The sequence below is a fragment of the Myxococcus vastator genome, assembly GCF_010894475.1.
GTDB classification, from domain to species: Bacteria; Myxococcota; Myxococcia; order Myxococcales; family Myxococcaceae; genus Myxococcus; species Myxococcus vastator.
In genome coordinates this window covers 1-24,652 of the sequence record NZ_JAAIYB010000068.1, presented here as the reverse complement: position 1 = coordinate 24,652, position 24,652 = coordinate 1, and the positions used below count along the sequence as shown (strand labels likewise).

The window sequence follows — 24,652 nt, the reverse complement described above, 5'->3', positions numbered from 1 at the left end:
CCCGAAAGACATGACCGCGTCCGCACCCGTCACCGGAGGCGCTCCCGCCTTCCACACCTTCCCGCGCCCCCTCGACGTGCGCTGGGTCGGCTCCATCAACGACCTTGGCCGGGAGGACTGGCACACCTGCTTCCCTCCCACCGACGTGATGCAGTCCTTCGAGCTGCACCAGGCCACCGAGGCCGCCAGCATCGAGGACGTGCAGTTCCACTACCTGGTCCTCCGGAGCGAGGGCGCGGTGGTGGCCATCGTCCCCTGCTTCCGCTTCCGGATGTCGCTGACCGTCATCGCCCCGGAGAACGTCAACAAGGTGGTGTCCCAGGTCCGCCGCGCGTTCCCGGACTTCCTCTTCCTGAACGCGTTCGTCATCGGAACGCCCATCGCCATCTGCAAGGACCTGCTGGGCATTCGCGCGGACCTGCCGAAGGCGCGGCGTGACGACGTGCTGCGCGCCATCTCCCGCGAGGTGATTGCCCGCGCCCGGCACCTGAAGCTGGGCCTGGTCTTCATGAAGGAGCTCACCTCCCAGAAGCTGCCCGAGGTGAAGGACGTGCTGTCCCCACGCTTCAACTTCGTGGAGAGCGCGGCCACCACCTACCTGTACCTGGGCGAGCCGGGGAAGAGCACCTTCAAGGACCGGCTGCGCAAGAAGTACCGCTCCCTGATGAACAACCGCATGGCCCGCGTGCAGGAGGCGGGCATGCGCTGGGAGACCGTCTCCGACTTCTCACGGTACGCCGCGCAGATGCACCCGCTGTACCTGCAGGTCCTCAACCGCTCGAAGATTCGCTTCGAGACGCTCAGCGTGGACTTCTTCGCCCAGCTCCCCCAGCGCCTGGGTGAGCGCGTCTTCGCGCTGCTGTGCTTCAAGGGCGAGCGGCTGGTGTCCTTCGAGCTGTTCCTCAAGGACGCGGAGTGGGTCCACCCCATCTACCTGGGCCTGGACTACAGCCTCCGCGACGAGGGCGCGCTGTACTTCAACAGCATCTACAAAATCGTGGAGGTGCTGGAGTCCCAGGGCAAGTCGGTGGTGCAGCTGGGGCAGACGAGCTACGCGGTGAAGGCCAGCATCGGCGCGGTGGTGGACCGGCTGTACCTGGCCGTGCACCACACCAACCCGGTGCTGGACGCGCTGCTGAAGCGCTTCGGCGCGGAGCTCTTCCCGCCCACGCCCCTGCCCCGCTCGCAGCGCGTGTTCCGGGACATGAAGGAGAACGACGACGGCCTGGCCCGCCATGGCATCCACTTCGAGCGGCTGGACACGGAGGGCGACGAATGACGGCGAAGGCGGGCATCACCACGAAGGTCGTCCCCCGCATCCAGGACGTGCCCCAGGCGCTGTGGGACGACAAGGTGGCGCGGGGACACCCCTTCAAGAGCGCCGCGTTCCTCTCCTGCCTGGAGGACTCGTTCCCGGAGCGGAAGTTCGGCTACCTCATCGTGTCGCAGGGCGCGGAGGTCGTCGGACTGGCGGTCATCACCGAGGAGCGGCTGGACTTGAGCCTGCTGCTGCCAGAGCAGGTGGGCACGCTGGCCAAGGGCGTGCGCAAGGTGCTGCCCGGCTTCCTGTCGCTGGGCCTGGGCATGGTGGGCACCTTCGAAACAGCGGAGCGCCACTGGTGGTACGACGCGCAGCGCGTGTCCGAGCATGACTTCGCGCGGGCGCTGCTCGCCGCTTGCGACGAGGTGTGTGGCGACGCCGCGCTGCTGCTGGTGCGCGACTTCATGGAGGCCCTGCCCGAGGACGTGCGCCTGGAGTCGTGGTTCCTCCAGCGAGGCTTCAAGCAGGTGGCTAACCACCCCATGGCCACGGTGACGCTGGACGGGCTGAGCAGCGAGGCCCACTTCCAGCGGCTGAAGAAGAAGTCGCGGCAGAACCTGCGCAAGAAGCTGAAGGACGCGGAGGCGCTGGGCTTCCAGGTGGAGCGGGTGCAGGACTTCCGCCCCCTCCTGGACGAGTGCTACCCGCTCTACCTCCAGGTCCACGAGGGCGCCTCGGAGTTCAAGCGCAACCCGTTCCCCCGGGCCTTCTTCGAGACCATCGCGGAGCGGATGCCCACCACCAGCAGCTTCCTCACGCTGAGGGATTCGGCGGGGCACCTGATTGCCTTCATCCTCACGGGCACCGGGGGCGGCATCAACAACCCCTTCTGCATCGGCATGGACTACGCCCGGACGGAAGGCACGCCGGCCTACTACCTGATGATGTGGAAGGAAATCGAGCACGCGGCGCGCACCGGGTGCCGCGTGGTGGACCTGGGCCTCACCAGCTACTTCGTGAAGCAGACGGTGGGCGCGGAGCTGGAGGGCATGACGATGGCCGCCCGCATCCAGTCCGCGTGGCTGCGTCCCCTGCTCAACCCCCTGCTGCCCGCGCTGCTGAGCGAGAAGCAGCCGCAGGAGCGACGGAAGTTCCGCGTCTCCACGTTCGACGACGACTCGCAGCCCCCCACTGACCAGGCCGCCTGACCATGCTCCGCTTCGCCTACGGCTGCATTCCCTCCGTCATGTCCCTGTACTTCGCCAACACCCTGGTGCGGCGAGCAGGGCTTGTGCCCGCGTGCATCCTCCTGTCCGCGGGGGGCCTGCGCTTCCAGAAGAAGCGCTACACCCCGGCCCAGGTGCTCCCTGTCTTCCTGAAGCAGTTCGGCCCGCGCTTCACCGGCTACAACGTGCTCGCCGGACTGAGCGGCTCGCTGCCCTTCAGCATCCCCGCCTCGGGGCTGATGAGCTTCCAGGCGCTCTCCCAGACGTATGGCATTCCGCTGGTCATCAGTGATGACTTCTCCGGAGCGGCCACGGTGAGCGAGCTTCAGCGGCACGGGGTGGAGCTGTTCCTCACCAGCATGTGCGACCAAATCATCCGGGAGCCGCTGCTCAGCCTGCCGCGCCATGGCTGTCTGAACATCCACCCGTCGCTGCTGCCGGAGTTCCGCGGCGTGGACTCCGTCTTCCAGGCCATGCTGAACGGCGTGTCTGAGATTGGCACGACGCTCCACCGCACCACCGCGCGCATCGACGCGGGCGACGTGCTGGCCCAGAGCGCGTTCACCCGCACGGCCGCCGATTCCCACCTGGCGCTGACGGCGAAGGCGACCGCGGCGGGCATCGCCCTGCTCAAGCGGCACCTGGAGGCGCTGGAGCGCGGAGAGACGCCAGACGCGCGTCCCATTGACGTGAGCCGGGCGCGCCATCCCTACCGCTCCTGGCCGGAGCGGGAGGAGCTGCGCCGCTTCCATGCCCAGGGGAACACCTTCTGGCGGGCGGCGGACTTCCGCCGCATCCTCGCCTTCGAGGACGTGCTGGCGGCGTAGCGCGGCGGTGACGACACGCCGGACGGGAACAACTCCCGCCCGGCGTGGAGGCTTCAGACGGCGGACTACTTGCCGCGGCTGATGATGGACTCGCTCTGGATGCTCAGGGAGCTCGCGGCGGCCGTCAGGTCGATGGCCGAGAAGCTGGTGTACGGGTAGTGGCCGTCGCCCACCTCCTCGACGAACTCGACGTGGTCGCCGCTGACGCTGCGGCCGTCGAAGTTGAACGTGAAGGCGCCCGGCGTCGCGCTGCGGAAGGCCCACACGCAGGCGCCCGAGGCGATGGGGTCATGCGCGCCGAAGGACGTGTGGTTGCGGAAGCCCGTGTGGATGGGCGTGAAGCGGATGTGGATGTCGTACCAGGACGCGTCCATCGGGAACCAGAGGCCACGGTTGATATACCGACCCTGGAGCTGGCCACCGTTGTACACGTACACGCTGTAGTTCGAACCGCCCGGCGTGCCGGTGAACTGCGGCTGGAACGTCACCCGGCCCGGCGCATCGCCGATGCCGACCTGGATGGTGCTGACCACCTGCTCGCCGTCACGCGCCGCCAGGGCAAAGCCCTGACCGGCCTTGGCCAGGTCCTGGAAGACGGCCTTCTGCTCCCACTGCGTCGCGGCGGCGAAGTTGCTGGAGACGCCGTCGCTCGCGGCGTTCGCCAGGCCGGTGACGCTGAGGCCCGTCTCCGTGCGCGCGACCTTCGCGCCGCCCGTCGCGCAGTTCGTGATGCCGGCGAAGGTATCGACACACTGCTGCTTCACGGGCGCTTCCTGGTTCGAAAGCGCGTCAGCCTCGGCGGGCTGGGACTCCTCGCCCTGGCAACCCGCGGCCGTCAGACTCAGGAGTGCCGCCGCCATCAGGCGGCCCGTCAGCTTGATGCTCATGGATGAAAAACCTCTCGTGGGGGGATGGACGACTGCCGGGTCCGCAAGAGACCCGGGGGCCGCGTTTGCACTCAGCGCGCCAGCGCGGCGCGGACGGCGCCGTCGCTCGGTGCGGGCTCACCGGCCACCCCGCCCGCGAACACGTGACGTAGCGCGCGGCGTCACAGAAACCCGGCGCCTGTGGCGGGCCCTGTTACACCCCAGGCAGCCCAGGAGCGCCTGACCCGCGGGCGTCATGAAGCCCGGGGCACGGGTCCAACGAGACACCCATTGGGTGTGTGCGCTGCGGGCTGGCTGGGTTCCGGGATTTCGTACCAACCCGTCATATCCCCTATGCTTCGTCACAGTCGCCCGGGAGCCCGGCCGGACATCCCCCCGGAGAAGGCTGGAACATGAACAGCGCAAGCGTGAATGACTCCCCCTCGGATCGTCGCCGCTTTCCTCGGCTCGAGGCGCCGCTCTACGCCCGGCCCGCGCGACTGAGGCGCGTGGACAAGCAGCAGGTGCTGGACGCCAGCCTGGGCGGCATCCGCATCTACTCCGACGAGCTGTACACCCAGGACTCCGAGCTGGAGCTGGACCTGTTCCTGCGCGACGGCACCTCGCTGGAGTGCAAGGCGCGGGTGGCCTGGACGCGCAAGCTCGCCAAGGACGCGGTGGCGCGCTTTGAAGTCGGCCTGGCCTTCACGGACGTACCGCCGCTGGCCATGGACAAGCTCAAGTCGGTGCTCGTCACGGATGACGAGGGCGGCCCGGCCGACTCATAGCCGCTCGGCGGCGGGGACGTCGTTCAGGGCTTCCTCCAGCACGGCGCGCAGTTCCTGCTCCAACCCCGACACCGAGGCCCTCCGGAGCGCGCCGCCCCCTCCGAAGAGGGACAGCCCCTCCAGGAAGGCGACCACCAGCGCCGCGCGCCGCTCCAGGCGAGCCGGGCTGAGGCCGGGGGCCAGGTCACGCAGCAGCGCCACGACGCCCGCCCGGAAGCCCGCGTAGAAGACGGCGAGCGCGTCCGCGACCATCTCATCCCGCGCGGCGAGCGCCCACAGCTCCGCGAAGAGCTGACAATGCCGCGGTGACGCCTGGTCCTCCAGCAGGGCCTCCACCGCGCGCCGGAACCTCTCCACCGGCGCGCTGCCGCCTTCCTCCACCCGCGCATGCACCCGCTGGCTGGCCGCTTCCAGGTAGCGCGCGAGCAGCGCCCGCACCACGTCCTGCTTCGCGGGGAAGTAGTACTGGAGGTTGCCCACGCTGAGCCCCGCCCGCTGCGCCACCCGGCGCAGCGTGAGCCCCGAATAGCCCTCATCCACCAGGGTGTCGGTGGCCGCATCCAGGATGGACGCCACGCGTTCGGTCCCCTTGGCGTGGACGGCGGTCCCCTCGCGAGGCTTCGACGACGGCAGCTTCCCCCGCGTGGCGCGTGGCATCAGGCCGCCTCCTGGCGCCGTGGCTCCTCGAGCCGCACCTGGACGCCGCACGCGCGCAGGGCCTCCAGGGTCTGCTCCATCCGCGCGTCGTGCTCCGGGAACCACACGCCCGCGGCGGGAGGCGGCGCGCCATCCAACCCCAGGAGCCGCTCCGTCCCCAGCGCCGCGCCCACCGCCGTGAGGTGGGCCTGGCCCTTCGGGTCCACCACCTCGATGCGCAGCGCGCCGCGAGGGCCCTCCACGTCCGCCACCCACGCCGCCTCGCCGCCCGTGCCGCTGCCGGTCATCATCGCGCGCCGCACGGACGTCAGGCGAGGATGCTGGAGCAGCCGGAGCAGCCCCACCTGCTGGAACGCCGCCAGCAGCCAGGTGACGGCGCCCGAGTCGAACCCCAGCCGCGTCGACACCGTGCGCGCGCCCAGCACCAGCGGCAGCGTGGCCTGCTCGGGCGTGTCGAGCCGGAAGACCCGCGTGGGCCGCCCATCCGAGAACATCACCCGCCGGCCGTCCGTCAGCGGCAACACCTGCCGCTCCCTCCCTCCCTCCGTGATGTCGAAGGCCATCCCCAACCGGTCCATGTACTCCAGCGAGTCCGGGCCCGCCTGGTCCGCCATGGCGAAGCGGATGCCCACGTCGACGCGCTCGGCGCCCCCCACCCGCTCCGCCGCGCCCGCGACGAGCCGGGGCACCAGCCCCGCCATCCACGCGGAGCTGAGCAGGACGGGTGCCTGGGGGGGCGTCCCCGACAACCGCAGCACCGCCGCCTTCACCCGCGACGTCCAGCGGGTGATGTCGAGCACCGCCACGCCTCGCCGGACCGCCGAGCGCAGCACCGCGTCGTCCGGGTCATTCACCAGCGACACCACGGCCCTGGGCCGGCCGGACAGGGACGCCAGCGGGTCGGGCGCCGTCACGTCCAGCACCGCCGCCTCCGCGTTCCCCAAGCGCTGGGCCAGCGCCTCCGCGGGCTCGCGGCGACGGCCCGCGATGACCAGCGGGAGCGCCGGGTGCCGCTCCCGCAGCACCTGCGCGAGCCACGTCCCCACCACGCCGTAACCGCCCACCAGAACGACACTGTCCCCAGACACCATTGCGCGCTCCACCCGCCTGGCGTGGGCCATCCACGCCGCTCGAAACATTTATTAGGTCATTCGACCTATATTTTCACGACAATCGCCCTGGCCCCGTGTCCGGGGGGTGGGCCGCGTCCCTGGCGTTGTGCTCCGGCCGCGTCTGCCGCAGGCTTGCCCCCGTGAGGGCGTCCGAGCAGATGGCGGTGGCTGAACCCTCGAGGGCCGGGCGCGCGCGGCTCGCCTTCGAGCGCGTCGGTCCTCGCACCGTCGTCCGCACCGCGCTGGCGCACAGCCCGCTGCGGCTGCTCACGCCCCGGAACCACGGCCACGCGGCCTGGGCCTACACCAGCTCCTTCGGCGGCGGCCTGGTGGACGGCGACCAGGTCTCCCTGGAGGTGGACGTGGCCGCGGGTGCCACGGCGCTCCTGGCCAGCCAGGGCGCCAACCGCGTCTACCGCTCGCCCCGAGGCTGCCGGAGCGACCTGGCCGCCCGCGTGGAGGAAGGCGCGCTGCTAGCCTTCGTGCCGGACCCCACCGCGTGCTTCGCCGGCGCCCGGTATGCCCAGACGCTGGACGTGCGGCTCGCGCCCGGCGCCTCGCTGGTGCTCGTGGACGTCCTCACCTCCGGTCGCGGCGCCAGTGGCGAACGGTGGGCCTTCGCCCACTACGACTCCACCCTGCGCGTCACCGTGGGCGGCCGTGCGCTCGTGGACGAGCGCTGGCTGCTGGACCCACGGCATGGCGCGCTGCCCGAGCGCCTGGGCCGCTTCAACGCGCTGGCCACCGTGCTGCTGGTGGGCCCCAGGCTCGCGGAGGCCCAGGGGCCCCTCTCCGCCCGGCTCGCCGCGCTGCCGGTGACGTCTCGCGCGGAGCTCGTGCCCGCCGTCAGCCCCCTGGGCGAGGACGGCCTGCTCCTCCGGGCCGCGGCCGTCTCCGTCGAGGCGCTGTTGCACACCACACACGCGTGGCTGTCCTTCCTCCCCACGCTGTTGGGCGATGACCCCTGGGCCCGCCGCGCCTGACGGGGTCCGCTTGGAAGCCGTTGACGCGGTGCGCTAGGCTGGTGGGGTGCACCTGTCCCCTCGCGATGTCGACAAGCTGCTGCTGCATCAGGCCGGCTTCCTCGCCCAGAAGCGCCTCGCGCGCGGGGTGCGGCTGAACTACCCGGAGGCGGTGGCGCTCATCGCCACGCAGCTCCTGGAGTTCATCCGCGACGGCCGGGGCGTGGCCGAGCTGATGGACCTGGGGCGTCAGCTCCTGGGACGCGCGCAGGTGATGGACGGCGTGCCGGAGATGCTGGCGGAGGTGCAGGTGGAGGGCACCTTCCCGGACGGCTCCAAGCTGGTGACGGTGCACCACCCCGTGGTGGCTGAGCACGGCGACCTGGCGCTCGCGCTGTACGGCAGCTTCCTCCCGGTGCCCCCGCTGGAGCGCTTCGGCGCGGCCACGCAGGCGGAAGGGCGCCCCGGCGAGGTGCGCGTGCGGCCGGGCGACGTCCTCCTCAACGAGGGACGCGACACCGTCACCGTGAGCGTCACCCACCGGGGCGACCGGCCCATCCAGGTGGGCAGCCACTACCCCTTCTTCGAAACGAACCGCGCGCTGGTGTTCGACCGGGCCCGGGCCTACGGCCGCCGGCTGGACATCCCCGCGGGCACCGCGGTGCGCTTCGAGCCGGGTGAGCGCAAGACGGTGCAGCTGGTTGCCATCGCCGGCGGCGCGGTGGTGCGCGGCGGCAACGCGCTGGGCAGCGGCGAGGTGACACCGGAGGGCCGCGAGCGCGCATTGGAAGCGGTGCGCGCCCAGGGCTTCGGCCACGAGGAGGAGCGCGGATGAGCCGGAAGATGGACCGCCGCCACTACGCGGACATGTTCGGCCCCACCACGGGAGACCGGGTGCGGCTGGGGGACACGGCGCTCTGGGCGGAGGTGGAGCGCGACGCCACCGTGTACGGCGACGAGTGCAAGTTCGGCGGCGGCAAGGTGCTGCGCGAGGGCATGGGCCAGCAAGCCGGCGTGGGGGACGCGGACGCGCTCGACTGCGTCATCACCAACGCGCTCATCCTCGACTGGACGGGCATCTACAAGGCGGACATCGGCATCAAGGGCGGCCGCATCGCCGGCATCGGCAAGGCGGGCAACCCGGACGTCATGGCGGGCGTGACACCGGGCATGGTGGTGGGCGTCACCACGGAGGCCATCTCCGGTGAGGGCCTCATCGTCACCGCGGGCGCGCTGGACACGCACATCCACTTCATCTGTCCCCAGCAGGCGGACGAGGCGCTGGCCAGCGGCGTCACCACCTGGGTGGGCGGCGGCACCGGGCCCGCCACGGGCACCAAGGCCACCACCTGCACGCCGGGCGCGTGGAACCTCCAGCGGATGCTGGAGGCCACGGACACGCTTCCGCTGAACATCGGCCTCACCGGCAAGGGCAACACGTCCCTGCCGCAGGGCCTGGTGGAGCAGGTTCGCGCGGGCGCCATCGGCCTGAAGCTGCACGAGGACTGGGGCACCACGCCGGCGGCCATCGACACCTGCCTCACCCTGGCCGAGGGCGAGGACATCCAGGTCACCATCCACACGGACACGCTGAATGAGTCCGGCTACGTGGATGACTCGCTGGCCGCGTTCAAGGGCCGCACCATCCACACGTACCACTCCGAGGGCGCGGGCGGCGGGCACGCTCCGGACATCATCCGCGTGTGCGGCGAGCCCAACGTGCTGCCCAGCTCGACGAACCCCACGCGCCCGTACACGGTGAACACGCTGGATGAGCACCTGGACATGCTCATGGTGTGTCACCACCTGGACCGGGAGATTCCCGAGGACGTGGCCTTCGCGGAGAGCCGCATCCGGGGGGAGACCATCGCCGCGGAGGACATCCTCCATGATTTGGGCGCCATCAGCATCATGGCCTCCGACAGCCAGGCCATGGGCCGCGTGGGCGAGGTCATCTGCCGGACGTGGCAGACGGCGCACAAGATGCGCGAGCAGCGCGGCCGGTTGCCAGAGGAGCGCGGCGACAACGACAACCTCCGCATCCGCCGCTACGTGGCGAAGTACACCATCAACCCCGCCATCGCCCACGGCCTGTCCCACGAGGTGGGCTCGGTGGAGGTGGGCAAGCTGGCGGACCTGGTGCTGTGGAACCCGGCCTTCTTCGGCATCCGGCCGGAGCTGGTGGTGAAGGGCGGCTTCATCGCCTGGGCGCAGATGGGGGACGCCAACGCCTCCATCCCCACGCCGCAGCCCTACATGATGCGGCCGATGTTCGGCGCCCGAGGCCGCGCGACAGGCGCCACCAGCGTGGCCTTCATCTCCGGCCGCGCCTTCGCCGAGGGCACGGTGAAGGAGCTGGGGCTCACCAAGCGGCTGGTCGCGGTGAGCGGCTGCCGCGCCCTGGGCAAGAAGGACATGAAGCTCAACGACGCGCTGCCCACCCTCACCGTGGACCCGGAGACCTACGAGGTCCGCGCGGACGGCGAGCTGCTTCGCTGCGAGCCCGCCAGGAGCCTGCCCCTGGCCCAGCTCTATTCGTTGTTCTGAGAGGGACGCGCCGCATGGGCTCGACGTGGCGGGTGTTGCAGCTTTCGGACTCCGGCTTTCCCACCGGCGGCTTCGCGCACTCCGGCGGGCTGGAGGCCGCGGTGCAGCTGGGCGAGGTGCGCGGCCCCGCGGAGCTGCGGCGCTTCGTGCGGGACCTGCTGTGGCAGACGGGCCAGGGCGCGCTGCCGCTCTTGAGCGCCGCGCACCGGGAGCCCTCGTCGCTGCCCGCCTTGGACGCACGCGCGGAGGCGTTTCTCTCCAGTCACATGGCCAACCGCGCCAGCCGCACGCAGGGCCGGGCCTTCCTGGACACCTGCGCGCGCATCTTTCCCCGGCCAGTGACGCCGGTGCGCGAGGCGGCCCGCGCCGCGGGGCTGCGCTTCCACCATGCGCCCGCGTTCGGAGCGGTGTTGCACGCGCTGGACGTGTCACGGGAGGACGCGCAGCAGCTCTTCCTGTCCCTCACCTTGAGGGGCGCGCTGTCCGCGGCGGTGCGGCTGGGCATCGCGGGCACGCATGAGTCCCACCAACTCCAGCACCAGGCCACGCCCCTGCTGGACGAAGTGCTGGCGCAGTGCGCGGGGCTGGGGGTGGAGGCGCTGGCGCAGCCATCTCCCCTGCTCGACTTGTTCGGCGCCACGCACGACCGGCTCTATTCCAGGCTGTTCCAGTCCTGAGTGAGGTGAAGCGCACATGCACGACGACCACCGCGGCCACGGACACGACGACGACCCTGACCACGAGCACGAGGAGTGGGACCACCCGGGCCACTACCACGAGCGCGAGGAGCCCCAGCGGCGCGACTACAAGGCCCGCGCCTTCACCATTGGCATTGGCGGGCCGGTGGGCAGCGGGAAGACGGCGCTGGTGCTGGCGCTGTGCCGCAAGCTGCGCGAGCGCCACCGCCTGGGCGTCGTCACCAACGACATCTTCACCCAGGAGGACGCGGAGTTCCTCGTCCGCCACCAAGCGCTGTCCCCGGACCGTATCAAGGCGGTGGAGACGGGCGGCTGCCCCCACGCGGCCATCCGCGAGGACATCAGCCACAACCTGTTGGCGCTGGAGCAACTGATGGAGGCGCTGTCGCCGGAGCTGCTCATCGTCGAGAGCGGCGGCGACAACCTGGCGGCGCAGTACAGCCGCGAGCTGGCGGACTACACCGTCTATGTCATCGACGTGGCCGGCGGGGACAAGGTGCCGCGCAAGGGCGGCCCCGGCATCACCCAGTCCGACCTGCTGGTCATCAACAAGACGGACCTGGCGCCGTATGTCGGCGCGGACCTGGGGGTCATGGACCGTGACGCGCGGAAGATGCGTGGCGACGGGCCCTTCGTCTTCACCCAGGTCACCCAGGACGTGGGCGTGGACGCGATAGCCGAGCACATCCTCGGCGCGTGGAGGCAGCGCACCGGGGCTCGGGGGGCCTGACGTCACGCGGCCATCTCGGACCGACCCGGGCGCGTGTCAGGGCCCGGGCAGCGGATGACCCGGCCCCTCTCGCGTCCTACGGTTGGGCCTGGAGCGGCTTCAACAGTCCCGCTCGGTCCAGCAGCGCTCGCACCCGCTCAGCCAGCGCCACATGCTCCGGATTGCTGGCCATGAAGCGCTCGGGCGTGAGAACGAGGATGGTGCCCTTGTCCCCTACCGGCTCGATGCGCACCGGAGGAGGAAGGGGAGGCAGCGGGCCTCGATGCCGCGCGAGGTAGGTCACCCACCCAACGAACGTGCCCGGATCCGCAAACTCGGAAGAACTGTCCCGATGGGTGACGGATGTGGCGATGCCCCATTCCGGGTCCCAGGCCAGCGCCAGCGCACTCACGACCTGGGAGAGAATGCGGGAGGAGAGGAGGCGCTCCGCAACGGGTCCATTCGGTGGAAGTGTGAGGGTGCAGCGATCCACCACATGGCACGAGCGCGAACCGCAAGAGAGGCTCGCCACACTGTTGCCCTCGACCACGCCGTTCCAAGCCGCGAAGGAAACGTCACCAGCCCCCTGTTGGTATTTCTCCTTGTCGAACAGACCCAGCAGGGTCTTTTCGTCGGGTTCGAACCGACGATTTCGAGCTTCTTCCAGAGAGCTTGCTTGCTCGAACCACTGCGAAACGGCTCCGTCCAAGGGGGCCAACCTTCGGAAGAAGGTTCCAGCACGTCGAGCGTATTCTTCCACCGGCTCACGTCGTCCGGGCCAATAGGCGCCAGCGTAGTATTTTTCGGTCATCTGGTACCTCACCCATGGGAGCGGCGGCGTGTATACGACGCGGATCCTACCGAGACCTTCGGTTCTGAATAACTCGCGGACAAAATCCGCGGCCTCCCCTCTCTGCCAACGTGAGTGAGACATTTCGTATCCGGCAGTTGAGATGGTCACCCCACCATCGCCGGCACGCGCAGGGGCGCCCCGACCAGAGGAGTCATGGCGCCGAGCGCCCCCCAATCGCCGGGAAGCGCTCGTAGGCCCGCTTAAGCGCGTCCAGGTGGGTGGGGTTGTCCAGGTCGAGCGGCGCGTCCGTGAGCCGCACGACCCATCCGCCCGATGCCGTTCGCCGCGCCCGTGAGAGCAGCTCTGCGTCGCGGGCAGGGTCCGGGAACCCGATGGCGCGGGCGGCAGCATCCGACCAGTAGTTCAGCCACCCGAGGTAGTGCGGAATCTCAGGCGCGGGGATGTCCCATGAGTGCTTGAGCCAAGGCAGCCCCTGAGGCGGAACAGGCCGCTCATCCCCGGGGTGGCGATACTGCTGCGCCACTGTATCGGCGACGCCAGACGGCAGCGCGCGCCCCCAGAACGCACGTGCGCTCTCCGCTACGGCTTCCAGCGCATCCGCTGCCGCTGCGATTCCGACTGCATCCTGTGGCAGCGTCGCATGGACTTCAAAATGAGGCACCCCAATTGCGGCAAGGCCCATCGCATTTTCCCACCCGCTAAGCGTCACGACACGGTTGTCGTCATCGTTGCAAAGGAAGGGAAAGCCATTGTCTGTCCTATCTGCCGCGACCCACTCGTCGCGGTGAGGCAACGGAATGAGGTCGTCCTTTTCAGAAGTCGTCCACCCCAGCCGCAGGCCGGGGACCGCACCCTCCATTCCATGGACGATGGCGAGAGGACGCCCATCGTCGACCACCAGCGCAGGCGCATAGACCGCAAGGTGTAGGGAACTCTGTATGGGTGACACGTCAGCACCAATCCATGACGACGATGTTGAGGCTGGGGACGAGTCGGAGCAAGGCGGCTTTGTGCGCTGCGCTTTTGACGCCAACGAAGAAATCATAGCCACATTCCGCTGCGAGTTTGGCCTCGCGTCGTATCTCCGGCAATTTCACTCTGGCAAAGAATGCTTGTGAGCGAGGCGAGTGTATATCGAAATCATCAGTCTTGACTTCCCACAGCGTGCGCGTAGCAAGCGCCAGCGCGTCGAATTGCTTTCCATTGACGAGCACGTCCCAGCCGGGGAAGCTGTTGTTCGGGACTTTGTCGGCACACTCATTGTGAGGGTCATTACCACCTCGTTGCGGCACTGGGACGGGCCTGCACTCGGGGCGGCGCTCTCGGTCCAGTGGATCGGTCGGCGCCGGGGGGAACCAGTCCTGCCCTGATGACTCGGGCTTGGGCTTTCGGTGCGTCACACGCTCCTGCTCATTGGATGGCCGCGTTTGAGTCTCGGGCTTGGCTTGCTCACGAGACGCTCTCCGGTATGCATCCAACTCCTCTTTGATGGCGACTGCCACCACGACTGCGCCAGCGACAACCACAGCCCCAACAATTATCTCCGGCGCCATCAGAATGCAGACGCCCAATCCAATAGCAGCAGCACCCGCAGAGGCGACAGAGCATCTTCCCGTGACATCGCGAAACTCGATCTGGTCATGGTCGAGCGCGTGATAACACCGCTCCACAAGCACGGCCCATTCGTTGGATGCCTCCCGCACCACGCATCGCCCGCCATCCGCCCACGGCAACGTCGCGGCCCGTTGGAGGTTGGCGACCCTCGGGTTCCGGGCCGCTGAGCCTTTCCGGCTCGGCGCCGACGTAGCGCAGGCTGAGAGAAGGAGCAGAAGTGCGGCGCAGGCGCGGAGTCGCATGGTCACGTCCTTACGAATGGGGTTCCGCCCGCCACGCTCGCCAGTAAAGGTGCTCGGAACGCGCCTGAGTCTCACAGCGCGGCCCCCTGTGGAGCCAGAACCGCGTGCATCCTGTCCGCGCCGCCGCAACTCAGCGGTACACCTTTCCACCCCAGATGAACGCGACCCCGACGAGCGGCACGCCGCCATAGGCCGCGACGTACCCTGTCGGCAGCAGGTACGCGACGAGCGGCTCGTTTTCCCACCCACCAGGGCGCCCCTGCATCCAGTCCGGGGCAAGCGTGCGTCCCGCGCCGACAGCTATCGCTCGGCAGTCAGCTCCTCAGCAAGCTCCGCCAGCTTTACATTTCTACTCTCAGGGCCAGCGCGAAACCCAATAGGCACCGTAGCTGCGGGGGCTGGAGAAGGCGCGTGGGGAGTGGGCGCTCATCTGCCTCACCCACAACCTGCGCAAGGTGCACGGCGCGACGGTGGCCGCGTAGCTGTAGGGCCCCCTCCGAGGCGCCCGTGGAATGAACATTCCTTCCACCGCAGCCCCCCGGAGACAGCGGGGCAGGCTCAGTTGGCCTGGATGCAACGGGGAGCTCTTTACCCGGCCCCTTGCCCCTTACTGAAACACGCTCCTAGTTCGCCGGCGCGGGCAGCTTCTCCTTGATGGGAGGCGTCTGAGGCGCGGGCACCCTGGCGGGCGGCGCCTTCCAGGTGGACGACTTCCCGGGCGTCTTCTGGCCCCGGGCCAGGTGCCGCTCGATGCGCCGCTTCACCTCCGGCAGCACGTCGTTGGGCACGGGGATGGAGAGGTTGTACTGCGCAATCTTCCAGGTGCCGCCGTCCTTCACCAGCACGCCGCTGCCGCGGCTGGGTCCCAGGTTGGGCGTGTCCAGCGTCTCATCGAACCAGGCCACCGCGCCGTCCTTCGAGAAGGCGATGTGCCGCGACGTCGCCTTGAAGTTCCAGGCCTTGCCCTTGGCGAAGTACGGCTTGGCCCACGCGCGGAACGCGTCACGAGACCAACGCTCGGTGGCGTCGGTGCCCAGGTACACCGCGTCCTCGGTGAAGTGGCCGAAGTAGCGCGCCTCGTCCGCGGCGGCGGCGGCCTGGTGCCAGTCATCCAGCACGGCGGTGATGGCGGCCTTCGGGTCTGCGGGGGCCGTGTTCGCGGGAGTGGAGGCGAGCACGACGAACAGCAAGGCAACGGTAGGCACGCGGAAGACCTCGTCAGGCAGGGCGTTCAAGGTATGAAGCGGCACGGCCCGCCCCGCGTCAAGGCGAACGGAGCGGAGAGAAAGGCACGAATCGCATGGTCCTCGAGAGCTTCCTGGTGGGTGAGGGCGATGTACCCACGGTGATGCTGCACGGCTTCCTGGGCACGGGGCGCAACCTGCGCTCGCTGGCGGCGGCGTGGAGCGCGGCGGACCCGAGCCGGCGCATCCTCCTGCCGGACCTCACCGGGCACGGGACGTCCCCTGCCCTGCCGGCGAACTCGGACCTCTACAGCATGGCCCGGGACGTGGTGGACACCGCGCGCGCGCAGGGGTTCCAAGGCCCGTTCGACTGGGTGGGGCATTCCCTGGGAGGACGGGTGACGCTCGCGGCGAGCCTGAATGTGCCGGAGGCCGTCCGGAGCGTGTCGCTGCTCGACATCGCCCCGGGGCCTGTCCCGGGGGACCTGTCGGAGAGTGGCAAGGTGCTGGGCATCCTGCTCCAGGCCCCCGCCCAGGCGGAGAACCGCCGGGCGATGCGCGCGGAGCTCACGGGCCGCGGCTTGTCGGAGTCGCTGGCGGACTGGCTGCTGATGAACCTGGTGACGGAGGAGCACGGCGTGCGCTGGCGCTTCGACCGGCAGGGGCTGGCGGACCTGCACTCGCGCGTGAATGACACCGACCTGTGGGCGGCGGTGGAGCGCCAGGACGGGCCACCCACGCGGGGCCTCCGAGGTGGCCGCTCGAAGTACGTGAGCGACGCGGACGTGGAGCGCCTGGTGGCCGCGGGCTGCCCGGTGGAGACGCTGCCGGAGGCCGGGCACTTCGTCCACGTGGAAGCGCCGCAGGCGGTGTTGGCGTGGCTGCGCTGAGCCGCGGCTGAACCTGGAGGATGCGCCTGGGGACGGATGCCCCAGGCGCGGACGCTCGCTATTCGACGCGAAGCGTGAGGTTCGCGGAGCCGGCGTAGAAGGCGTAGCCGTCCTTGGCCTCCTCGACGCCGTGCTTCACCCGGATGACCCACAGGCCCGGACGGTCCAGCGTCACCTCCGCGAGCCCGTCGTCACCGCTGCGCGTCTTCACGGCGAAGCCCTTTCCGGGCTCGCCCTTCCGGTCGAACGTCGCCTGCACCAGCGCCGCCACCGGCTTCCCATCGAAGAGCGCCTTCACCTGAAGCTTCGTCCCCGTCTTCAACGTGGCGGGGTTCGCCTGCGGAATCAGCTCCAACCGGCTCCCCACCGGCTGGGCCCAGAACGTCGACTCCGGCTTCAGGTTCACGAAGGACTTCGAGAACGCAGCGGACCGGGTCATCCGGCCTTCCGTTGCGGCGCCCTCCTCCTTCTTGGGCCCCTTCGGCCGCTCCATGCGCGTGCGCACCAGGCTCGCTGACAGCGCGAACGCTCCCTTCGGCACGACGACTGTCACATCGAGCTGCTTCTCCGCGGGCGTCACCTTCAGCGGCTCGCGCTTGTCCCCATGAACCCACTCCAGCGTCACGTTCTCCGCGGGCGGCATCCGGTCCGGCGAGATGAACGTCTCCGTCATGAACAGCGCGGCCTTCATCGTCTGCCCAACGGGCGCCTTCGCCGCGCTGGGAATGACCATGAACTCATGAGCCCGCGCCGCCGTGAGCGGCAGCAGCAGGGCCAGGGCACCCAGTAGATTACGCATCATCACATCGTTCCTTCAGAGCAGGGCGGAGACCGGGACGAGCACCGCCACGACGGCGGAGACGGCCGGAATCGCCGTGGGGCGATAGGTGAACAGCAGCACCACCGAGACAGCGGCGGCGGTGAGGAGCCCCGTCCACCACGTCAGTCCGATGGAGGCGCCATAGGCCGTGACACAGGGGATGAGCGACAGCACCAACAAGCCCCAGGCGAGCGCCCGGGAGACCTGCCGCACACGAGGGCTCGGCCGCGTCTTGCGCATCTGTTCGTGGTGCCGGTTCATCCCCGTGGCGAAGGCCACGAAGGACAGAAACGCCAAGGCAAGCGTCGTCAGCGCCATCATGACTCCACCGCCACCGCCGCCGCGGGCGGCGCAGAAGGACTGGGACGTGACGCCACCGGCGCGGCGGGCTGCCGACGGCGCCACACCTTCCGGGCCGCATGCAGCATCGCGAGCCCCGTGACGAACGCCACGATGTCGAAGCCCGCAATCAGCCACTTGCCAGCCGGAATCGTCACGCCCAGGTGACTGTCCGTCGTCAGCGCGTTCAGCACGGGAATGGCCACGAAGAGCAGCCCCGCCGCCCCGAGCTGCTCCAGCCACGCGCTCCGCAATGGCCGCGCGAGCGGATGCAGGCAGGTCAGCGCCCACACCGCGAAGAAGACCTGAATCTCCCGGTCACCTCGCGACGCGAGGTCCACGGGCAGCAAGCGGTTGGCCCAGAAGTACGCGGCGACCGCCACGCACAGTCCGGCGACAGCGCCCACGTTGAGGTGGTCCACCAGCCGGTGACCGAACGTCCCCCGGGCGCCCTTGCGCTTCTCCGCGCGCTTCACGCTCCAGAGGACCAGGCCCGTGGCGATCATCAGCGTTCCACACACGCCCGCCAGGAAGAACACCCAGCGCAGCCTCACCGAGGCGAAGCGCGCGCGGTGCAAGCTCCCGAGCGACGCCTGGAGCCCGCCGACGAAGGACCGAGCACGTGGCTCGGGCGGCGACAGGCGCTCGCCCGTCTTCGCGACGAACGCCAGCTTCACGCCCCCGAGCCCCCCACTGCCGCTTTCGAGAATCAGGCTGTCATTGCGCGTGGGCAGCAACTCCACGATGGAGCCAGGCTTGCCCGGCTCGCTCACCGTGATGCGGCTGACGGGCTGTCCCCACTCCCGCTCCGCTTCCGCCATGAGCTGGGGAATGGGGACACTGGTGCCGCCGCCCAGCTTCGCGAGCTCGGCCTTCAGGGCCTCGGCTTCCTTCTGCTCCGCGGCCCGGCCGGCCGCCATGGCCGCGCGCGGGTTGTCTCCGAAGATGACCTGGCTCGACCAGGGCAGGAGGTTCGCGGCGACCAGCAGGAGCCCCGAGTACGTAATCATCATGTGGAACGGCAGCGCGAGCACCGCCGTCACGTTGTGCGCGTCCAGCCAGCTCCGCTGGCCCTTCGACGGACGGAACGTGAAGAAGTCCATGAAGAAGCGGCGGTGCGTGATGATGCCGCTGATGATGGCGATGAACATCACGAGCGTCGCGATGCCCACGAGGGTTCGCGCCCAGGCGCGCGGCATCGCATGCAGCTCGAAGTGGAAGCGGTAGAGGAAGTTTCCACCCGCCGTGGCGCGGGGCTTCAGCACCTCGCCGGTGGACGCGTCCAGGATGAGCCCCTCGCCGCGACCGCCACCTCGCCCCGCGTCGCGCTCAGCGCTGGCCGCCTCCCGCCACGAAACGCGGAGCGTCTCGTTGCGGTCCGCCGGCAGGTTCACCGTCCAGCTGCTCGCGTCCGGTGCGACCTCCGCGAGCTTCGCGAGCCCCAGCTCCGCCGCGCGCGGCGACGGCACCGAGCCGTGCAGCTCCGGCTGCATCCAGAGCGTCACCTCCTGGCGGAAGTAGGCAATGGTCCCCGTGAGGAACACAGCGAACAGCAACCACCCGAGCAGCAGCCCCGCCCAGGTGTGCAGCCACGACATGGACTGACGGAAGTTCGCCTTCACGCGGCACCTCCCCGCAGCACGCCGAACAGAATCAGGAACGGCAGCGTCGCCACGCTCAGGCCCAGCCAGGCGCCGCGGGCGCGCTTCGTCGAGAACGCCCAGACGATTCCGCCCGCGTACAGCAGGAAGCCCACCATGACGCCCAGTTGAACCGCGTCACGCTTGTCCATCGGCACCGCCAGCGACAGCGACGCCGAGGAGAACGCCGCCAGCGCATACCCACCGAAGATGGCCGCGGCCACCCGCGAGGCGATGCTCCACCGCCCCGCCGTGACAGGCCCGCTCACAGCATGAACTCCGCCGTGAGGAAGGCGCGCCGCTCGTTGCCATAGACGATGGTGCCGCTCGTCGCGTACCGCCGCCGGTCGTAATACGTCTGGTTGAGCAGGTTGTTGACGTTCAGCGACAGCTTGAGCGTGCTCGTCGACAGCGGCATCGAATAGAACGCGCCCACGTTCACCAGCGCGTAGGCCGGGTTCACGTCCGTCAGTCCCTCGGCGTCGTAGCCATTCGTCACGCTGCTGTACGCCCGCACGCCGCCGCCCAGGCCCAGCCGGCTGCCGTTGCTCCACTCGTGGATGCGGAAGCGCGTCCACAGCGACAGGCTGTGCCGCGGGATGTACGGCAACTGCTTGCCCAGGTTCGGCAGGTCATTGGACTCCACCACCTCCGCCTGCAGGTAGCTGTAGCCAATGGAGCCCGACCACCACGACGTCAGGTTGCCGGACAGCTCGACCTCCCCGCCGTCCGAGCGCTGGAGCCCATCCAGCGTCGAGTAGCAGAAGCCCTCGTCATCCGGGTCGGTGAGGTTCGGGTCGCACGTGTCGACGTTCGCCGCGCGCGCCACGTTCTTCTTGTCGATGCGGAACAGCGAGACCTGGAGCAGGCCCTCCCCGTCGAAGAAGTCCCGCTTGAAGCCCACCTCGTACTGCACGCCCCGCTCGGGGTCGAGCAGCGCCTGGCCGTCCTCGTCGACCAGCGTGAGGCTCGCCTGCGGATTGAAGCTCTGGCCATAGCTCGCGTACACGGTCGCGCTGTCGCCAAGGTCCTGCATCACCGCGAGCCGCGGCGTCCAGGCGCTCGCGACGCTCCGCGTGTCCGCGCCGCGCTGCCCCGTGGCCCAGTTGTAGGAGCCCCGGCCCAGGTTGTCGAAGCGGGACCAGCCCACCGCCGCCATCAGGCGCGTCGACCCGTTGGGCAGCGTGGCCACGTCCTGCAGGTAGAGGTTGTAGTCAGCGCGGCGAGCGAAGGGGACCATGAACCGCCCCTGCTCCCGCAGCGAGGCCGAGCCCCATTCGCTGTAGTCCGGGTCGAACAGGTTGACGTCGGGCGGCGCCAGCGAGCGCGGCTCCAGCGGCGCGGGGCACGTCGCCGTGTTCGCCGTGCCCTGGCCATAGAGACAGGCGATGTCTGGAGGCATCGCCGCGGAGCGGGTGCGCGTCAGGCCCGCGCCGCCGCCCAGGAGCCAGTCATGCCGCACGCCCCAGGTGTCCAGCCGGCCGGAGAGGTCCATGCCCGCCGAGATGTTGTTGTACTCGTTGTCCGGCGACAGGGAGATGTAGCGCGGCACGTTGCCCTCCGGGTCCGCGGAGGACGGAACACCGTTTCGGCCACCACCCACCACGCGCGTGTTCTGGTACCACTGGTCGGAGCGCTGGAAGTTCGTGTACGCGGCCACCTTCACGCGCTCGCTCGGGCGCCAGTCCGCGCTCAGCACGACGGTGTGCGAGTCGCGATTGGCGCGGTCGTTCGTGCTTCCGAAGAAGAAGTCGCGCGGCACCGGGAAGTACTCGCCCGTGACGGCATCCAGCCGGTTGTTCTCTTGCTCCGGCACGGACGAGAAGCGGTAGTACTCGTACGTGAGGTTCGTGGTGAACTCGCTCGACGGCTTCCACGTCACCGCGCCCATGCCGCTGATGGGGTTGGAGAAGATGTTGTCCTGGTCGTCCTGGTAGCGCGAGTAGTTGCCCACCGCGCGGTAGAGGAGCGTGCCGTCCTTCGTCAGCGGCCCCGTCAAATCCAACGTGCCGCCGTAGCTGACGGCGCTGTCGGTGCGCGCCAGGAGCTGGTAGCGCGCCTTGTCCTGAGGCCGCTTGTAGACGTAGTTGATGATGCCGCCGGGCTGCGACGCGCCGTAGTAGAGGCCGGCCGGACCGCGGAGCAGCTCCACCCGCTCCAGGTTGTCCGCGTTGCGGTTCTGCGAGCCCAGGCTGTAGCTGCGCTGGCCGTTGACGAGCACCTGCCCGGAGCCCGCCAGGTCCATGCCGCGCACGTTGATGGAGCGGGAGATGCCCTGCCCGATGTCCGCGTTGGAGCTGACCGTCGACACGCCCGCGAACCCCTCCAGCGTCTCGAAGATGTTCACGTCACCGCGCTCGCGGATGATTTCCTCGGTGACCTGGTTGATGGTGAACGGCGTCTGACGGACTGGCAGCTCCGTCTTCGTCGCGACCGACGAGGGCGGCGGCGCGTAGCTGTCCTCGTCGCGGAGCGCGTCGTCCGTCACGGTGATGCCGCTGAGCTGGTAGACCTCCGTATCGTCCGCCGCCGGGGTGGGCGCCGACGCGGGCGCCTGCTCCGCCGGAGCGCCCGCGATGAGGGTGGCCGTGTCCGCCGTCAGCCGGAAGCCAAAGCCCGTGCCCGCCAGCAGCCGCGTCAGCCCTTCACGCACCGTCAGCGTGCCTGACACGCCCGGCGTCGTCCGGCCCGACATGGGCGCGGGGTCGAAGACGAGCTTCAGCCCGCTCGCCTCGGCGAACGCCAGCAGTCCCGTGTTCAGGTCCCCCGGCGAAATCGAAAAGGCCACCGTCCGGACAGGCTCCGCCTGCGCGGGAGCCTCCGTCTGCCGCGCGAGCGCGGGGGTGGCGAAGCTGATGAAGGAAACCAGGGACAGCGCCACGAAGCGCGGCGGCACTCGGAGAACGGACTGCGACAAGCGAAACCTCTCGATGAACTCAAGTGAGAAGGAAACTCATTCTCAAAATCGAAAGGTAAGACGAACGAGCCCACCCATCCGGTAATCGGCGCGCGAAAAAAGTGACAATTCCCTCTGAAACAAAAGCTCAGAGCAGGAAGGTGCCGGCCAGGGGCACCTGGACGACACGCAGGCCGTAGCGGTCGGCAATCATCCGGATGGCCTCGTCAGGCTGGCGCGTATCGAAGGCGCCGCTCACCAGTCGGTCGGCCTGGCTCCTGCGCAGCAGCCGCACGGGACGGGCGTGATAGCGGGTCAGCACCGCGCAGGCATCCGCCAGCTGGACCCGGTCCAGGACGAACCGCTCCTGACGCCACTGCGTCGCGAGCGCCGCCACCGTCGAGCGGACGTCCACCTGGCCATCATCGGTGTAGCGCAGGGCCTGTCCGGGAGACAGGGTTCGCGAGCCGGAGGACGCGGCGGCGCCTCGCGTGCGCACCTCCACCGTGTGCTCCACCGCGACGACGTCCACCGAGCGCTCCAACTGGTGGACGACGAAGCTCGTCCCCACCGCGCGGGTGACGCCGTTGCGGCACTCGACGACGAAGGGCCGCGACTCACCGGGTGACACCGGCGCGGGCTGGAAGAAGGCCTGTCCCCGCAGCAGCACCACCCGCCGCTCGTGTTCGTCGAAGGCGAGCTGCACGGCGCTGGACGCGTCGAGCTCGATGCGAGTGCCATCCGCGAGCGCCTTCACCAGCCGCTCGTTGCGCCCCGTGCGGAAGTCCGCCCGCAGGCTCACCGCGAGCTCCGGCAGCAGCACCGCGCCCAGGAGCGCCAGGAGCCCCGCGGCCATGGCGCCCAGCGCCGCGCGGCGCGAGCGGGACAGGGGCGCACGCAGGGGCCTGGCGCGGACCTTGGACGGCGGCACGGCGCCCAGCAACGTCCACAGGCGCTGGGCTCGCTCGAAGGCCTCGGCGTGGCGCGGGTCTTCCGCGCACCACGCCGCCAACGCGGAGGGGTCCGCGAAGTCCTGCTGGCGGCTGCGGATGACCCACTCCGCCGCCTCCTCGGTGATGTCCCTGGCGCGCATGGAGACGTCCCCCCCGATTCAGGCGGGGTCCTCCAGCGCTCGTAGCGCATGGCTGAGCGCGCGCGCCAGATGCTTCTGCACGGAGCTTTCAGAGATGTCGAGCCGCGCGGCCACCTGCCGGTAGGTGAGGTTCTCCACCCGGTCCAGCCGGAATATCTCCTGCGTCAGCGGCGGCAGGCTCGAGAGCGCGGCGTACACCCGCTCCAGCTGCGCCCGGCTCTCCAGGACGCGGTCCGCGTCCGGGTGTCCGTCCGGCGTGGCGCCCGCCCCGTCCATCCCTCCGAACACCTGGGCCCTCCGCGCGGACTGCCGCTCGTGGTCAATCGCCAGGTTGGTGGCCACCCGGTACAGGTAGGCGCGAGCGTTCTCCTCATCGCTGTGGCGCGGCCGCTCCACCACGCGGACGAAGACGTCCTGGAGCAGGTCCGCGGCCAGGTGCCGGTCACCCAGACGCCGCTTCAGGAAGGCCTGGAGCTCCCTGCGATAGGCGAAGAATGACGATTTGACGAACTCGGCCAAGGCAACAGCGCTCGCGGCTCAGCGGGATTCCGGCGTCATAGCAATTTTGATACTGCATCGCAATATCAAAGACCTTCACCCCACGGCGTGTCAGATACGCACGCCCAGCAACAGGCCGGGCCACATGCGGACGCCGCCGGGGCCGCGTCCCAGCTTCCACTGCGGCAGCCAGCTCACGTCGCGGTCCTCGTCCTGGGAGGACGGGTCGTACGCGTTGAGCGACACACCGCCGAAGAGCGCGAAGCGCCGCTTGAGCTCCCACCCCAGCGTGGCGCGCATCCGGAACAGCGTGTTCTTGGGCCCCGAGCCATAGAAGTTCGGCTGCCAGCTCCCGTACGACAGGTCCACGTCCAGCGAGTAGCGGTCCGCGGCATCCAGCGGGACGTGAACGCCCAAGCCCAGGTTGAGGAAGGTCCGCAGCGAGTCCTCGCCAATCCCCACGCCCGTGGTGGCCAGTACATAGACAGTCCGGCTCCCGTACTTGATGCCCACCGACAGGGGCATGACGTCGTCGGCGGAGAGCTCCAGCACGAAGCGCCCCTTGCGGACGATGCTCAAGAGGCCAAGGGGCACCGACACGTCGTCTGCGATGTTGATGAGCCCCAGTTGCACGCCGCGCACCTCGGCCGCCACGTTGATGAGGCCCACCTGCGCGCCGGTGACGTCCCCGGAGATGTTGATGAGGCCCACCTGCGCGCCCGCGAGCCGCTCCGCCAGGTTGATGCCCACGGCCGCCTGCACGCCACGAAGGCGCGCCGCCGCGCGGTTCGCCGTGGCGCTCACCTGGAAGCCCGTGAAGTCCCGCTCGGCCAGGTTGAAGACGGCGGACACCTGCCCGCCCGTGCCGCCACTGAAGGCGAGGTTGCCGCCGAACGCCGTCTGGAGACCGAAAATCTCCCCGCCCTGTGGCGCGGCCGCTCCACCACGCGGACGAAGACGTCCTGGAGC

General features: G+C 69.6%; 25 protein-coding genes. 10 read left to right on the top strand and 15 right to left on the bottom strand.

The genetic code is table 11. The features are described from left to right. The 3 genes from G4D87_RS09785 to G4D87_RS09775 all read left to right on the top strand — a co-directional run. Positions 1 to 1,279, top strand: a 1,279-nt coding sequence (locus G4D87_RS09785) for a GNAT family N-acetyltransferase (protein ID WP_240358144.1), incomplete at its 5' end; no start/stop codon positions are given. Beyond that, positions 1,276 to 2,469, top strand: a complete 1,194-nt coding sequence (locus G4D87_RS09780) for a GNAT family N-acetyltransferase (protein WP_163781213.1) — start codon at positions 1,276 to 1,278, stop codon at positions 2,467 to 2,469. The genes G4D87_RS09785 and G4D87_RS09780, both read left to right, overlap by 4 nt. Positions 2,470 to 2,471: 2 nt before the next feature. Continuing rightward, positions 2,472 to 3,314 (top strand): formyl transferase, encoded by an 843-nt coding sequence (locus G4D87_RS09775; protein ID WP_163781211.1) that lies wholly within the window; start codon positions 2,472 to 2,474, stop codon positions 3,312 to 3,314. A gap of 65 nt (positions 3,315 to 3,379) precedes the next feature. Here the strand turns inward: G4D87_RS09775 and G4D87_RS09770 are convergent, their stop codons facing one another. After that, positions 3,380 to 4,201, bottom strand: a complete 822-nt coding sequence (locus G4D87_RS09770; protein WP_163781210.1) for a hypothetical protein — start codon at positions 4,199 to 4,201, stop codon at positions 3,380 to 3,382. Positions 4,202 to 4,593: 392 nt separating this feature from the next. Here G4D87_RS09770 and G4D87_RS09765 point away from each other — a divergent pair, with 392 nt between their 5' ends. Next, complete coding sequence (locus G4D87_RS09765; RefSeq protein WP_240358143.1) at positions 4,594 to 4,968, top strand: PilZ domain-containing protein; 375 nt, start codon at positions 4,594 to 4,596, stop codon at positions 4,966 to 4,968. On the opposite strand, the gene G4D87_RS09760 is transcribed toward G4D87_RS09765, so the two are convergent. Continuing rightward, positions 4,963 to 5,625: a TetR/AcrR family transcriptional regulator gene (locus G4D87_RS09760; protein ID WP_163781206.1), complete on the bottom strand. Its 663-nt coding sequence runs from the start codon at positions 5,623 to 5,625 to the stop codon at positions 4,963 to 4,965. The genes G4D87_RS09765 and G4D87_RS09760 overlap by 6 nt on opposite strands. Next, positions 5,625 to 6,716, bottom strand: a complete 1,092-nt coding sequence (locus G4D87_RS09755) for a saccharopine dehydrogenase NADP-binding domain-containing protein (RefSeq protein WP_163781204.1) — start codon at positions 6,714 to 6,716, stop codon at positions 5,625 to 5,627. Before G4D87_RS09755 ends, G4D87_RS09760 begins: the two co-directional genes overlap by 1 nt. A gap of 179 nt (positions 6,717 to 6,895) precedes the next feature. On the opposite strand from G4D87_RS09755, the gene G4D87_RS09750 reads away from it, so the two are divergent. From G4D87_RS09750 to ureG, 5 genes are read left to right on the top strand one after another with little or no spacing between them, the layout of a single operon-like run. Beyond that, complete coding sequence (locus tag G4D87_RS09750) at positions 6,896 to 7,720, top strand: urease accessory protein UreD (RefSeq protein ID WP_163781221.1); 825 nt, start codon at positions 6,896 to 6,898, stop codon at positions 7,718 to 7,720. A 46-nt stretch (positions 7,721 to 7,766) separates the two neighbouring features. Continuing rightward, positions 7,767 to 8,534, top strand: a complete 768-nt coding sequence (ureA, locus tag G4D87_RS09745) for an urease subunit gamma (protein ID WP_163781202.1) — start codon at positions 7,767 to 7,769, stop codon at positions 8,532 to 8,534. After that, on the top strand, positions 8,531 to 10,246 hold the full coding sequence (gene ureC / locus G4D87_RS09740; RefSeq protein WP_163781200.1) for an urease subunit alpha: 1,716 nt from the start codon (positions 8,531 to 8,533) through the stop codon (positions 10,244 to 10,246). The genes ureA and ureC overlap by 4 nt, the downstream gene beginning before the upstream one ends. A gap of 14 nt (positions 10,247 to 10,260) precedes the next feature. Beyond that, on the top strand, positions 10,261 to 10,923 hold the full coding sequence (locus G4D87_RS09735) for an urease accessory protein UreF (RefSeq protein ID WP_163781198.1): 663 nt from the start codon (positions 10,261 to 10,263) through the stop codon (positions 10,921 to 10,923). Positions 10,924 to 10,939: 16 nt separating this feature from the next. After that, the gene (gene ureG / locus G4D87_RS09730; protein WP_163781195.1) at positions 10,940 to 11,674 is read left to right on the top strand and encodes an urease accessory protein UreG; all 735 of its coding nucleotides are present in this window, start codon (positions 10,940 to 10,942) and stop codon (positions 11,672 to 11,674) included. Positions 11,675 to 11,750: 76 nt separating this feature from the next. On the opposite strand, the gene G4D87_RS09725 is transcribed toward ureG, so the two are convergent. The 4 genes from G4D87_RS09725 to G4D87_RS09710 all read right to left on the bottom strand — a co-directional run bounded on the left by G4D87_RS09725 (position 11,751) and on the right by G4D87_RS09710 (position 15,558). Beyond that, positions 11,751 to 12,464: an immunity 52 family protein gene (locus G4D87_RS09725; protein ID WP_163781193.1), complete on the bottom strand. Its 714-nt coding sequence runs from the start codon at positions 12,462 to 12,464 to the stop codon at positions 11,751 to 11,753. Between the two features lie 193 nt (positions 12,465 to 12,657). Continuing rightward, complete coding sequence (locus G4D87_RS09720; RefSeq protein ID WP_163781192.1) at positions 12,658 to 13,416, bottom strand: DUF5953 family protein; 759 nt, start codon at positions 13,414 to 13,416, stop codon at positions 12,658 to 12,660. 1 nt (position 13,417) lies between these two features. Beyond that, the gene (locus tag G4D87_RS09715; RefSeq protein ID WP_338044926.1) at positions 13,418 to 14,143 is read right to left on the bottom strand and encodes a DUF6310 domain-containing protein; all 726 of its coding nucleotides are present in this window, start codon (positions 14,141 to 14,143) and stop codon (positions 13,418 to 13,420) included. 803 nt (positions 14,144 to 14,946) lie between these two features. Beyond that, positions 14,947 to 15,558 (bottom strand): nuclear transport factor 2 family protein, encoded by a 612-nt coding sequence (locus tag G4D87_RS09710; RefSeq protein WP_371928518.1) that lies wholly within the window; start codon positions 15,556 to 15,558, stop codon positions 14,947 to 14,949. 65 nt (positions 15,559 to 15,623) lie between these two features. On the opposite strand from G4D87_RS09710, the gene G4D87_RS09705 reads away from it, so the two are divergent. After that, a complete protein-coding gene (locus G4D87_RS09705) occupies positions 15,624 to 16,397 on the top strand; it encodes an alpha/beta fold hydrolase (protein WP_163781185.1) in 774 nt (257 codons plus the stop codon). Between the two features lie 58 nt (positions 16,398 to 16,455). Here the strand turns inward: G4D87_RS09705 and G4D87_RS09700 are convergent, their stop codons facing one another. The 8 genes from G4D87_RS09700 to G4D87_RS09665 form a co-directional block, all read right to left on the bottom strand. Then, positions 16,456 to 17,199, bottom strand: a complete 744-nt coding sequence (locus G4D87_RS09700) for a DUF4198 domain-containing protein (RefSeq protein WP_163781183.1) — start codon at positions 17,197 to 17,199, stop codon at positions 16,456 to 16,458. A gap of 12 nt (positions 17,200 to 17,211) precedes the next feature. Continuing rightward, entirely contained in the window at positions 17,212 to 17,538 is a 327-nt protein-coding gene (locus tag G4D87_RS09695) for a DUF3325 domain-containing protein (RefSeq protein WP_163781181.1), read from the bottom strand. After that, positions 17,535 to 19,178, bottom strand: a complete 1,644-nt coding sequence (locus G4D87_RS09690; protein ID WP_205507502.1) for a PepSY-associated TM helix domain-containing protein — start codon at positions 19,176 to 19,178, stop codon at positions 17,535 to 17,537. The genes G4D87_RS09695 and G4D87_RS09690 overlap by 4 nt, the downstream gene beginning before the upstream one ends. Further along, positions 19,175 to 19,465, bottom strand: a complete 291-nt coding sequence (locus G4D87_RS09685; RefSeq protein ID WP_163781179.1) for a DUF3649 domain-containing protein — start codon at positions 19,463 to 19,465, stop codon at positions 19,175 to 19,177. The genes G4D87_RS09690 and G4D87_RS09685 overlap by 4 nt, the downstream gene beginning before the upstream one ends. Then, positions 19,462 to 22,113 carry a TonB-dependent siderophore receptor gene (locus G4D87_RS09680; RefSeq protein ID WP_163781177.1) on the bottom strand — a complete coding sequence of 884 codons (2,652 nt, stop codon included), beginning with the start codon at positions 22,111 to 22,113 and terminating at the stop codon, positions 19,462 to 19,464. Before G4D87_RS09680 ends, G4D87_RS09685 begins: the two co-directional genes overlap by 4 nt. 127 nt (positions 22,114 to 22,240) lie before the next feature. Continuing rightward, complete coding sequence (locus G4D87_RS09675) at positions 22,241 to 23,185, bottom strand: FecR family protein (RefSeq protein WP_163781175.1); 945 nt, start codon at positions 23,183 to 23,185, stop codon at positions 22,241 to 22,243. A gap of 18 nt (positions 23,186 to 23,203) precedes the next feature. After that, positions 23,204 to 23,704, bottom strand: a complete 501-nt coding sequence (locus G4D87_RS09670) for an RNA polymerase sigma factor (RefSeq protein WP_163781173.1) — start codon at positions 23,702 to 23,704, stop codon at positions 23,204 to 23,206. Positions 23,705 to 23,794: 90 nt separating this feature from the next. Next, positions 23,795 to 24,652, bottom strand: an 858-nt coding sequence (locus G4D87_RS09665; RefSeq protein ID WP_371928516.1) for an LA_2272 family surface repeat-containing protein, incomplete at its 5' end; no start/stop codon positions are given.

Excerpts from the sequence above, each read along its gene's own strand:
- G4D87_RS09780 (WP_163781213.1), top strand. The coding sequence starts at position 1,276 with ATGACGGCGAAGGCGGGCATCACCACGAAGGTCGTCCCCCGCATCCAG.
- G4D87_RS09775 (WP_163781211.1), top strand. The coding sequence starts at position 2,472 with ATGCTCCGCTTCGCCTACGGCTGCATTCCCTCCGTCATGTCCCTGTAC.
- G4D87_RS09770 (WP_163781210.1), bottom strand. The coding sequence starts at position 4,201 with ATGAGCATCAAGCTGACGGGCCGCCTGATGGCGGCGGCACTCCTGAGT.
- G4D87_RS09765 (WP_240358143.1), top strand. The coding sequence starts at position 4,594 with ATGAACAGCGCAAGCGTGAATGACTCCCCCTCGGATCGTCGCCGCTTT.
- G4D87_RS09760 (WP_163781206.1), bottom strand. The coding sequence starts at position 5,625 with ATGCCACGCGCCACGCGGGGGAAGCTGCCGTCGTCGAAGCCTCGCGAG.
- G4D87_RS09755 (WP_163781204.1), bottom strand. The coding sequence starts at position 6,716 with ATGGTGTCTGGGGACAGTGTCGTTCTGGTGGGCGGTTACGGCGTGGTG.
- G4D87_RS09750 (WP_163781221.1), top strand. The coding sequence starts at position 6,896 with ATGGCGGTGGCTGAACCCTCGAGGGCCGGGCGCGCGCGGCTCGCCTTC.
- ureC (WP_163781200.1), top strand. The coding sequence starts at position 8,531 with ATGAGCCGGAAGATGGACCGCCGCCACTACGCGGACATGTTCGGCCCC.
- G4D87_RS09735 (WP_163781198.1), top strand. The coding sequence starts at position 10,261 with ATGGGCTCGACGTGGCGGGTGTTGCAGCTTTCGGACTCCGGCTTTCCC.
- ureG (WP_163781195.1), top strand. The coding sequence starts at position 10,940 with ATGCACGACGACCACCGCGGCCACGGACACGACGACGACCCTGACCAC.
- G4D87_RS09725 (WP_163781193.1), bottom strand. The coding sequence starts at position 12,464 with ATGACCGAAAAATACTACGCTGGCGCCTATTGGCCCGGACGACGTGAG.
- G4D87_RS09705 (WP_163781185.1), top strand. The coding sequence starts at position 15,624 with ATGGTCCTCGAGAGCTTCCTGGTGGGTGAGGGCGATGTACCCACGGTG.
- G4D87_RS09700 (WP_163781183.1), bottom strand. The coding sequence starts at position 17,199 with ATGATGCGTAATCTACTGGGTGCCCTGGCCCTGCTGCTGCCGCTCACG.
- G4D87_RS09695 (WP_163781181.1), bottom strand. The coding sequence starts at position 17,538 with ATGATGGCGCTGACGACGCTTGCCTTGGCGTTTCTGTCCTTCGTGGCC.
- G4D87_RS09675 (WP_163781175.1), bottom strand. The coding sequence starts at position 23,185 with ATGCGCGCCAGGGACATCACCGAGGAGGCGGCGGAGTGGGTCATCCGC.